This window comes from Elizabethkingia argenteiflava, assembly GCF_009904105.1.
In the GTDB taxonomy this organism is placed as follows: Bacteria; Bacteroidota; Bacteroidia; order Flavobacteriales; family Weeksellaceae; genus Elizabethkingia; species Elizabethkingia argenteiflava.
This window is the reverse complement of the sequence record NZ_JAAABJ010000235.1, coordinates 1-235: the sequence shown is the minus strand read 5'-3', so window position 1 is coordinate 235 and position 235 is coordinate 1. Positions and strand designations below refer to the sequence as shown.

Annotated in this window: 1 pseudogene; it reads left to right on the top strand. The window is 31.9% G+C overall.

The features are described 5' to 3' along the window. Positions 1-68: 68 nt before the first annotated feature. A pseudogene (locus GNY06_RS02165) lies at positions 69-191 on the top strand (helix-turn-helix domain-containing protein); the annotation flags it as partial. Positions 192-235: the final 44 nt, after the last annotated feature.

The window sequence follows — 235 nt, the reverse complement described above, 5'->3', positions numbered from 1 at the left end:
TGAATTCGTCAATACTTAATCTGACAGTTGTAATCAAATTAAAAAACTGTTAAAACAGATTAAGTATTATGACACCACAACAAAAAATCATCAAAAACAAGTTATGCTTACTTGAATTAGCACAACATTTAGGAAATGTATCCAAAGCCTGTAAAGTAATGGGCTATTCCCGAGACCGTTTTTATCGATTCTAAGAACTGTATGAGCAAGGAGGTGAATTAGCATTACAGGAAAT